General features: G+C 46.6%; 9 protein-coding genes. 8 read left to right on the top strand and 1 reads right to left on the bottom strand.

All coding sequences use genetic code 11. From position 1 onward, the window contains the following. Positions 1-261: 261 nt before the first annotated feature. Positions 262-492, bottom strand: coding sequence for a hypothetical protein (locus tag Q9R36_RS26045; protein ID WP_224949308.1), 231 nt, complete (start codon positions 490-492; stop codon positions 262-264). Positions 493-997: 505 nt separating this feature from the next. Between Q9R36_RS26045 and Q9R36_RS26040 the strand changes: the two genes are divergently transcribed. From Q9R36_RS26040 to Q9R36_RS26005, 8 genes are all read left to right on the top strand, one after another. Then, positions 998-1798 (top strand): SDR family oxidoreductase, encoded by an 801-nt coding sequence (locus Q9R36_RS26040; RefSeq protein WP_129612843.1) that lies wholly within the window; start codon positions 998-1000, stop codon positions 1796-1798. A gap of 87 nt (positions 1799-1885) precedes the next feature. Continuing rightward, positions 1886-3817, top strand: a complete 1932-nt coding sequence (locus Q9R36_RS26035) for a BglG family transcription antiterminator (protein WP_311226184.1) — start codon at positions 1886-1888, stop codon at positions 3815-3817. A 4-nt stretch (positions 3818-3821) separates the two neighbouring features. Next, on the top strand, positions 3822-4262 hold the full coding sequence (locus Q9R36_RS26030) for a transcriptional regulator GutM (protein ID WP_009792836.1): 441 nt from the start codon (positions 3822-3824) through the stop codon (positions 4260-4262). Between the two features lie 4 nt (positions 4263-4266). After that, a complete protein-coding gene (srlA, locus tag Q9R36_RS26025; RefSeq protein WP_009792837.1) occupies positions 4267-4812 on the top strand; it encodes a PTS glucitol/sorbitol transporter subunit IIC in 546 nt (181 codons plus the stop codon). Positions 4813-4832: 20 nt separating this feature from the next. Next, positions 4833-5840: a PTS glucitol/sorbitol transporter subunit IIB gene (srlE, locus tag Q9R36_RS26020; RefSeq protein ID WP_094769736.1), complete on the top strand. Its 1008-nt coding sequence runs from the start codon at positions 4833-4835 to the stop codon at positions 5838-5840. A gap of 108 nt (positions 5841-5948) precedes the next feature. Then, complete coding sequence (locus tag Q9R36_RS26015) at positions 5949-6311, top strand: PTS glucitol/sorbitol transporter subunit IIA (protein ID WP_306009798.1); 363 nt, start codon at positions 5949-5951, stop codon at positions 6309-6311. Positions 6312-6381: 70 nt separating this feature from the next. Beyond that, positions 6382-7065: a fructose-6-phosphate aldolase gene (locus tag Q9R36_RS26010; RefSeq protein ID WP_311226183.1), complete on the top strand. Its 684-nt coding sequence runs from the start codon at positions 6382-6384 to the stop codon at positions 7063-7065. A 23-nt stretch (positions 7066-7088) separates the two neighbouring features. Further along, positions 7089-7745: an HAD family hydrolase gene (locus Q9R36_RS26005; RefSeq protein WP_311226182.1), complete on the top strand. Its 657-nt coding sequence runs from the start codon at positions 7089-7091 to the stop codon at positions 7743-7745. Positions 7746-7762 lie beyond the last annotated feature (17 nt).

Below are 7762 nucleotides of genomic sequence, written 5' to 3'. Positions count from 1 at the left end.
TCCCGAATAATCTTGTTTCACAAAATTTGTTTCACTGTCTTACATACACAAAAAGGGATAGTAAAATGGGCTCATTAAATGTATGGTCATCTTTCGAAATAATCCTTTTGCCAGGGGAAACCAGAAACGGTTTCCTCCTTTACCTCTCCCTTCTAGGATTTAATTAATTGTAAGAGCATTGATTGTCCAGGCTTAAAGTTTTTCATATCTCATGCTCTTTGGAACAATTAAAATACAACTAGCTGCAGCTTGAAAGACCTGCTATTCTCTGTCCCTCTCCAATTTACCCCAAGCGTAATTACCTAAGCCCCCTCCTGTTAACAAACAAATGATCCAAGTAAATAATCCCTCTGCAAGTATAAGTTCCATTTCAAATGATTGTAAAAGAAATTTGATTATATAGTAATCAATTAAAAAAGGAATAGATATGCCAAGGCTGAACTTAAGCACAAACCTTGTTTTTCCCTTTTCTCTGATTTGATCCCACTTCATCCTCAGTCTCCTCTATATAAAAGTTCCACACTCACTTCTATATATGATTAGATAAAGCTTTCTTGTTAAGTTTTTGTCTGGTTATATCACTACAGCCTGTTTTATATGGATACAAGTTAGCCTTTAATCAAACGTTTGATTAATTACCCGGTGGCCGCAGGTGGCAAGCCTTTTACACATATGCAGCCTCTTCTGCTTCCATCCTGCACCTTGGGAAAGAGACCTGGCCTCTCGCCTGCCAAACGAGCCAAGGGATCTGACCCAACGAGCCAAGGGGCCAGACCCCCTGGCTCCACCGCGAAAACGAGCCAAGGGACCTGACCCCCTGGCCCAAAAAACGGGCCAAGGAACCCGACCCCCTGGCCCACCGCGGACCCCTGGCCCAATTCATACACCCATTTTCACTCTTAAGTGAAAAAGTCTGTATTAATAATTCCTAATACAATTACTATACTGAAATTAGAAATTGTAAGTGTTTTCAACTTGGTTATAGGAGGAATGACAGATGAGCGGTTCTTGGCTTGGTTTGGAAGAGAAGGTAGCGATTGTTACGGGTGGTGCTTCGGGCATCGGTTTACATATTACGAATGAACTCCTGAAGAACGGCGTGAAGGTTGTGGTTGCCGATTTGAATGGGGAAGAAGGCGAGCAGGAAAACGGTTCTTATTTTATTCAGTGTGATGTGACGAAGAAGGAGAGCGTTGACCAGGCGGTTGCGAAGACGGTTGAGCTGTTCGGGTCTTTGGATATCCTAGTGAATAATGCAGGTGTGAATCTTCCTAGACTTTTGGTTGACGACAAGGGAGAAAAGCCGGAATATGAGTTAAGTGAAAAAGACTTTGATTTCATGGTTGCTGTGAATCAGAAGGGTCCTTACTTGTTTGCCCAGGCTTCTGCGAAGAAGATGCTGAAGCAAAGCGGCGGTGTGATTATCAATGTATCTTCAGAGGCTGGCCAGGAAGGTTCTGCCGGACAGAGCTGCTATTCAGCGACAAAGGGAGCGGTGATTGCTTTTACAAGGGCATGGGCGAAGGAGCTTGGTAAACACAATATTCGTGTCGTTGCGATTGCCCCTGGTATCATTGAAACGACTGGCCTCAGGACAGATGCTTATAATGAAGCATTAGCGTACACACGCGGTGTGACGGTTGATGGCCTTTCAACTGATTACAGCAAATCGATCCCGCTTGGGCGCGAAGGAAAGCTGACAGAAATTGCTGATTTGGTTTCTTATCTGGCTTCTGACCGTGCAGGCTATGTAACAGGGACAACTTTTAATATTTCAGGCGGTAAATCCCGCGGCTGATGCTTTGAAAAGACGTTATTTCGACGCCTTTATGGAAGCCGGCCAGCGGGCAGACCGTCCGGCTTCCATATAAATAGGGGTGATAAAATGTCTGACAGAATGATAGATGAACGTGCAGCAAAGATGCTGGCAATTGCCCGGACAAAAACCTATCACTCACTTGATGAGCTTGCAGAGGCAATGGGTGTGGGCACCAGGACGATCAGGAATTACATCAAACAGCTGAATGATGACCTGGACGGAATTGCTTCTTTTTTCAATGAAAGAGGAAAAGGTTTTCGTTTCGATATCAATAATATGAAAGCGTTCCAATCTTATCTGGAAGAAAGCAGCCCGGAAGATAGCTCGCTGAATTCGCAAAAGGGCCGGATCGGCTTCATCATCGACCGGCTCATCAACAGCGAAGAAACGTATACACTGGATGATCTGGCTGAGGAAATGCACTTGGGCCGCACAACGCTCGTCAATGAGCTGAAAAAGGCAGCCGTTTCCCTTGAGACATACAAGCTCATCATTCACGGCAAGCCGAACAGGGGGATGGAGCTGAGCGGCAGGGAATTGGACCTGCGCTTCTACATCCTTGATCATCTGTATGATGTGCTGTATGGAGATTATCCGCTTGATGAAGATATTACGGAATCGATTGAGAGAATCTCGCACGAGTATAATCTCGAATCTCCTACCCAGGAGAGGCTGATGGAATTCATCATCATCATGCTGGACCGGCTTTTGAAAAATCATCATCTTGAAGCTATCGAGGAAAAGCATAAAAAGCTGATCGGCACACAGGAGCACGGGATCGCGCTTGAAATCGTTGAAGCGATTCAAAAGCAGCTCCCGATAGAAATCCCTGAAGCTGAGGCTCTGTTCATCACGATTCCGATCGCGGGAAGGCGGACGCCGACAAACAATCGGACGCTGGCCGATATTGCGATTACCGATGATGTAAGGCGGCTGCTGGAACAGATTTTAGAACAGGTTGGCTTTAAAAAGGAAATCATTGAGCAGAATGAATCCTTCTTTCAGGATCTCCTGTACCACTTGACCTTTATGCTGAACCGGCTGATTTTCGGGCTGCGCCTGAAGAACGCACTGCTCGCCGATGTGAAGGAAAAATATCCGGTTGCCTACAAGATGGCGGAGATTGCCGGACAGGTGATCGAGAGCAGATATGGGCTCGAGGTGCCGGAGGATGAACTTGGATATCTGGCCTTTTACTTCGGGGTCTTCATCGGCCAAAGCGATATCAAGGTCAAGCGCTTCCAAAAAGCAGCAGTCGTCTGCGGGACTGGCCGGGGGACGGCAAAGCTCGTCAGCATCCAGCTGGAGCGCATCCTGAACCAGGATACTGAAATCAATCTTTTTGCCGAAAAGGATGCAGTTAAGGAAGTTCTGGATTCATATGATCTTGTTTTTTCAACCGTAAAGCTGCCCTTTGAAACCCATGCACCTTTTATCATGATTAATGAAATATTCGATGAAAGCCGTGTGAAGAGGGAGATTGAGAAAGCGGCCTACAGACAGAGGCTCAACATTCAAAATGGCAGCGAGTATCAATCTGTGATGGCCCAGCTGCTTGCGAAAGAGTCATTTTTCCAGCTGGACAGCTCTAAGGGCTATCACGAAAACGTCTTCCATATGGTAAACGAGCTGACTGAAATTGGCCGCCTTGACCTTGGATTCATGGAGCGGCTGAAGGAAAGGGAAGAGAAGGGATCAATGGTCTTTGACCGCTATATCGCCTTTCCGCACACCTTCAATCAGCAGTCCAATGACATTGAACTTGCGGTCGGGATTTTCCCGGAGGGGGTCATGGAGAATGGCAGGGAAGTCAGGCTTGTGTTCCTGCTCGGGTTGCCGGAGGAACAGAATGAATGCAATGAAAGCCTGATTGTCAAAATCTATGATGAAATCATCGGGATTGCTAACAATGAAGAGCTCATCGCACAGCTGGTAGAGGCAGCATCCTATGAGGATTTTGTCTCCAGCATCGAACGGTCAAACAGGGAAAGGGGCTGAGAAGATGATTCTATTTTTAATCATACTGATTGGGATCGCCTGGCTGGTCCAGAGCATCCTCGGGTTTTTCCAGATCAAGCATTTTAATAAAAAGTATGCCGAAATGAGGTCGCTCGGACGGGTGGCCATCGGCAAAAGAACAGGGAAATTGCGCGCAGGGACGGTTGTCATGTTCGCTATCGATAAAAGGAATAAAATTCTGAAGGCAGCAAAAATGCAGGGTGTGACCGTTTTTTCCAAGGTCAAGGACCTGAATGGGTTTGAGGGGAAATACCTGCTGAAGATTTCCGATGAAGATTTCAAAGGCCATGATAAATTGACCCAGCTTGCAATTGCCGATGCGCTCAAGAGCTATGACATCATCTCCAAGGGCGGCGAGCTCCAGGTGAAAAAAGGCTGGATCGACTATATCATGCCAAAAAAGAAAGAAATGAGAAGAGGGTGAAGAGATGGATTTTATCATCAAATTAGCTGAAGGGTTCATGAACTTATTCCGCACAGGCGGGGAAACCTTTGTCAGCCTTGTCACAGATATTGTACCGCTATTGATCATGCTATTGGTTGCCATGAACGCACTTGTCCGCCTCGTCGGCGAAGAGCGTGTCGAAAAACTGGCAAGAAAATCAGGAAAAAACGCATTTACAAGATATTTCGTTCTGCCGATCATCGGGACATTCGTCCTTGCCAATCCTATGACATTATCACTGGGAAGATTTCTTCCGGAAAAATATAAGCCGAGCTATTATGCGGCAGCATCCTATTCATGCCACACGCACAACGGATTATTCCCGCACGTTAACCCGGGTGAGCTGTTCGTATTCCTCGGAATTTCAGCAGGAATCACAACACTGGGACATGATGTAACCGAGCTTGCTCTCCGCTACTTCCTTGTCGGGATTTTCACCAACTTCTTAAGAGGCTGGATCACTGACCTGACAACTTCTTATGTAGCCAAGCAGCAAAACGTAAAACTAAAAGATACCGTTCAACTATAGAATTTTAGGTGGTGGGAAACATGACAGCTTTTCAATCAATCAAAATTTCAAAGGGCGCCGGCGGATTTGGCGGACCTTTAGTAATAACACCAACAGACGAGAAAAATAAAGTCGTCTATATTACCGGCGGTCAAAGGCCGGAGATTGCGGATAAAATTGCTGAATTAACAGGCTGTGAGCTTGTCGACGGCTTTAAGACATCTGTACCGGAAAAAGAAATGGCATGCGTCATCATCGACTGCGGCGGCACACTGCGCTGTGGACTATACCCGCAAAAGCGCATCCCGACAATCAACATCATGCCGACGGGTCAGAGCGGTCCATTGGCCAAGCATATTACAGAAGATATCTACGTTTCCGGCGTAAAGGCGGAGAATATCCAGCTGGCAGATGCAGAAGGAGCAGCGGCTCCGGCAATGTCGGTACAGGAAGAGGCAGCTGAAGGGATCAAAACACCTAAATACAGCTCAGACAAGAAAATCAGTGAACAGCAGAAGCCAAAAGGATTGATGGCTAGAGTCGGTATGGCAATGGGTTCGATCACGAGCGTCTTCTATCAGGCAGGCCGTGATGCCATTGATACAGTTATCAAAACGATCCTTCCGTTCATGGCATTCGTAGCCATGCTCATCGGGGTCATCCTGGAATCAGGAATCGGCGACGTGTTCGCGAAATTCCTGTCACCTTTCGCAGGTTCTGTATGGGGGCTTATCGTCATCGCACTTGTCTGCTCATTCCCGCTCCTCTCCCCATTCTTAGGCCCTGGCGCTGTTATTGCCCAGGTAGTCGGAACATTGATAGGGGTTGAAATCGGAAAAGGAAACATCCCGGCCCACCTTGCATTGCCGGCCCTGTTCGCCATCAATGCTCAAGCTGCTGCTGACTTCGTACCAGTAGGACTTGGACTTGCAGAAGCAGAGGTTGAAACAGTCGAAGTAGGGGTGCCATCTGTCCTCTACTCCAGATTCCTCACGGGGGCGCCGACCGTCTTCATTGCCTGGCTCGCAAGCTTTGGCTTGTATGATTGATGTTAAATAATAGAAAATGAAAATATGGATAAGGAGCTTCACGAGTGCACCTGCACCTGGAGCTCCCGTCCCGAATAGAGAAATATGATCCAAAGGAGAGACACAACCATGACAACGAAATTCGAAACCAAAATCAACAGCATCGGCCCTTCTGTAACTGAATTTTTCGGTGAAAAAATGTTCATCCTTTTCGGGGATAATGCTCCAGCTGAACTGGCTGAATACTGCCTCCTGATCGATGTAAAAGGGGTTGAAGGCGAGATTGCAGCAGGCGATACCCTGCAGATCGGCAGCAATGAATATAAAGTTACTTCTGTCGGCGATGCTGTGAAACAAAATCTTTCCTCACTCGGCCATATTACCCTGAAATTCGACGGCTCACAAACTCCGGAGCTGCCAGGCACCCTGTACCTGGAAGACAGTGAAATCCAGGAAGTCAATGCTGGGGACATAATCCGGATCTACTCATAATGAATAAAAAACAATAGCTTAACTTTTGTCATCCAAGAGTTAGGCTATTATTTTTAGGAGGGCAAAAAATATGAGATTAGTCATTGATTCAGCAAATGTTGAAAGCATTAAGAAGCTCGTGGATTTTTTTCCGATAGACGGGGTTACCACCAATCCGAGCATAGTCGTAAAGGAAAAAAAGCCTTTCCTGCTTTTGCTTAAGGAAATCAGAGCTGTTATCGGGGAGGAAAAAGAGCTGTTTGCCCAGACGATTGCCGGGGATGCAGAAGGAATGGCAGAAGAAGCCCGCTGGCTCTGTGAAGCTGTATCGGGGAACGTTGTCGTAAAAATTCCTGTCACCATGGAAGGCATCAAAGCGATCAAAATGCTGAAGGCAGAGGGCATCCGCACACTGGCAACAACGGTTTATACACCAATGAATGCGTATCTTGCTGCCAAAGCAGGGGCTGATTATGTTGCTCCTTATGTTAACCGGATCGATAATCTTACAGGCAATGGTGCAAAAGTGGTCGCAGAAATTACCGAGATTTTCTCAAAGCACAACTTATCTTGTGAAGTCCTGGCAGCCAGCTTCAAAAACGTCCAGCAGATCCACAATGTCTGCCTTGCCGGCGCGCACGGAATCACGGCTGCACCGGAACTGATCGAGGCGCTCGTCAAAATTCCGTCCATTGAAGACAATGTAGAAGCTTTCAGTAAGGATTGGATGGGACAGTATGGGGAAGGCAGTTTGATTTTAAGCGAGGATAAATAGATAGAAAGAGGAAGGTGGAACCTATGATTAAAGCAATTGTCTGCGATTTTGACGGACTGATCATCGATACAGAATATGCCCTTTACGAAGCATTCTGCGACATGCTCGCAATTGACCACAGTGAAATGCCGATTGCCGACTATGCTCACTTCATTGGCACAGATTCAAAAGGCCTCTATGAATACATCATGGAAAAATCAAACGGCACCCTGACAATCGAAGAAATCATCGAGAGATCTCATATTTTACATAAGGAAAAACTTCAATCCCCGATTGCCCGTGAAGGGGTTGAAGATTATTTGAAAGAAGCCAAAAGCAGAGGACTGAAAATCGGGCTGGCCTCCAGCTCCAACCGGGAATGGGTCACTTTCTTTTTGAAAGAATTGAACTTCCTACAGTACTTCGATTACATCCAGACTTCTGATGATGTAGAGAAGGTAAAGCCGGATCCGGCTCTCTACAGGAATGTTATCACCCATTTCGGGATTGACCCATCCGAAGCGATAGCTTTTGAAGATTCTATGAATGGATCCAAGGCTGCCATTGCCGCAGGGCTTAGATGTGTAATTGTACCGAATAAGATTACTGAGAACCTGGCGTTTGAGGGGTATCATATGAGGCTGGGGAGTATGGGAGAGAAGGAGTTTGGGAGAGTTGTGGAGGAGATTGAAGGAGTGTAGGGGACAGCTGTTGGAGC

The organism is Bacillus sp. AG4(2022) (assembly GCF_031844465.1).
GTDB classification, from domain to species: Bacteria; Bacillota; Bacilli; order Bacillales; family Cytobacillaceae; genus Bacillus_AB; species Bacillus_AB infantis.
This window is presented reverse-complemented; position numbering and strand designations above follow the sequence as displayed.